The organism is Vibrio sp. 10N.222.52.B12 (assembly GCF_002875385.1).
In the GTDB taxonomy this organism is placed as follows: Bacteria; Pseudomonadota; Gammaproteobacteria; order Enterobacterales; family Vibrionaceae; genus Vibrio; species Vibrio jasicida.
In genome coordinates this window covers 1-2,366 of sequence record NZ_MDAW01000003.1, presented here as the reverse complement: position 1 = coordinate 2,366, position 2,366 = coordinate 1, and the positions used below count along the sequence as shown (strand labels likewise).

General features: G+C 41.0%; 1 protein-coding gene and 1 pseudogene. Both read left to right on the top strand.

Annotation, left to right across the window (positions count from 1 at the left end; translation table 11 throughout):
- Positions 1 to 46 precede the first annotated feature (46 nt).
- Positions 47 to 997: a DUF559 domain-containing protein gene (locus BCT11_RS00435; protein WP_102386837.1), complete on the top strand. Its 951-nt coding sequence runs from the start codon at positions 47 to 49 to the stop codon at positions 995 to 997.
- 690 nt (positions 998 to 1,687) lie between these two features.
- Positions 1,688 to 2,347 (top strand): annotated as a pseudogene (locus BCT11_RS00420) (NAD(P)-dependent oxidoreductase); the annotation flags it as partial.
- Between the last annotated feature and the right edge of the window lie 19 nt (positions 2,348 to 2,366).

Here is a 2,366-nt window from a genome sequence, read left to right as displayed (position 1 = left end):
CACACCTTAACAGGGCGTTAAGCTTACAAAAATATTATGGTGAAAAATGAAATATCCAGGTCAACCGGCAGACGCTCCTAGTTGGTATAGAGATCGTGGTCAATCCCACATTGAAGCTGAATTTAGTAAAGAACTAAATGAGCTTGCTGATTTAATTGAAAGTGAGCAATGGTTTGGCGACAAAGCAAAGCATGCAAGATATAGGGTGGATTTCATTCTTAGAGATGCTCGTTTGATTATTGAGTTGGATGGGCACGCATATCACTCTTCTCCAGAGCAATTAGAAAAAGACGCAATAAGGCAACGATATTTAACAAGGTCAGGTTATACGGTTATTCGTTTCACGGGACGTGAGATCAATAGAGACGCGAAAGGCTGTGTCGATGAAGTTAGAACAATATACCGTGAAAGAATGCAACGAGAGCCAGTTAAGTATCGAGCAATGTATATCGATTATAGGTTTTTCTACCAAGAACGCATGAAAGCCATTAACTTTTTCAGAAAAATCAATCCCGAGAAAACATTGACATTACCATCAATTGATCAAGTGATTCCTCATGCCATCGAGTGGTTGTATGAAAAGTCCTTTATTACTGCTTTTATATTCCATCTCCCTGAAGATGGATATGAAATTGAGCATTTAAATGGTTTAACTCTTGATTATGAAAAGGGCGAAGTGAGAATAAATACGATCTCCGAGGAGTGGTATAGTCTTGAACTCGGAGAACATATGCTTAGGTTCGCTCATTTGTTCGATGAGTTTCTTGTTATCGCTGATGATCCTGTTTATGTATCGCCATTATTGAGTGTGCTCCCTAATGAAATGAGCGTAGACAAACTTGGAGATATAGAATTTAGTTATATTGGAAATGGTAAGTTACTTCGACGAGGTAATAACGAAACATCGTATATTGGTTCTGATCTAGTTAGAGTTAAGTGGCAAAATGTTTGGTATGTCCTTGGAGCCGCTATGGGGTTGAGCATATACGAAATGTAAGCTTAACAATCTGTTTAAGAGTGATTCGCAACGCTTGGCATTTTTGCTATGCGTTGCGTTTTGTGTTTAAGGTGGTTTGCGGGAGCTTCGGTATTGCGTTGCTCACACCTTAACAGGGCGTTAGTACGGGTTTGACATCAAAGGTCATAAGTTTTGGTGTTTATCTATTTTAGCGCTTGTATTTACACCTTTCAGTTAGTGCCTCTCACGTTCTTTCCGGTGGCACTATATGCGTTGTGCTTGCTTTGATTTCACCGTTTACGGCTTCTAACTCTTATCCTATTTCTGTGGCGCTTCTTCGTTTTCGTTGTGCTTCCTGAGTTAATCTTGTCGTTCGTTGGGTGTTGCCATCAAAGTGCGAGGACCGAATCCTTTTCTAATTTGAAGCCAGTAAAAGTAGGGGAGTTAAGTGCGTTTTTCTTCTAGCCAACTTTCGTCTTTCAATGGGAATTAAGTTTTGTAGCTGCCCGTCTCACTTCAGTGTTCAAAGCCTCTCATATCATGCCACTTTTCAATATCTTGGAGCGCATAAATAGAAGTAGCGCATGTACTAACAAATTGCTTAAGAGTGATTCGTAACGCGTGGCATTTTTACTTTGCGGTGGCTTATGTGATTAAGGCACTGTGCGGTAGCTTTTGTATTGCGTTACTCACACCTTAGCAAGGCGTTATAACAACAAGGAGAGTTCCGTGAAAATAACAGTTTTAGATGACTACCAGAATGTGGTTAGAACGTTAGATTGTTTCGAATTACTATCACATCACGATGTGTCCATCTTGAACGAAACACTTCCTGAGTCGGAGTTGGTAGCTAAGCTAAAAGACACAGAGTGTCTTGTTTTAATCCGAGAACGTACAGTCATTACAGAGTCACTGCTTACACAGTTACCTAACCTTAAAGTCATCAGTCAAACAGGTAAAGTAAGCCACCATATTGATGTCCACCTATGCGAAAAGTATGGAGTAAAGGTGTTGGAGGGGCGTGGCTCTCCTGTTGCTCCTTCGGAATTAGCTTGGGCACTGATTATGGCGGCAAGTCGCCACATACCAACTTATTCAGTCAATCTTCAAAACAATAAATGGCAAAACTCGGGTGTACTAGGTCTAGGTCGTACTCTAAAGGGCTTGAAGCTTGGTATTTGGGGCTACGGAAAAATTGGACAACGAATTACTCAATTTGCTAAAGCATTTGAAATGTCTGTGGTCGTTTGGGGGAGTGAGCAATCAAGAAATCTTGCACTTGAACACGGCTTTGAAGCTGCCGCTTCAAAGGAGGCATTTTTCTCTGGTTCGGATATCGTGTCACTTCACCTACGTTTGAATGAAGTAACTAGGGCGTGCGTAACAGCTGGCTTTGTTGCGTAATTCC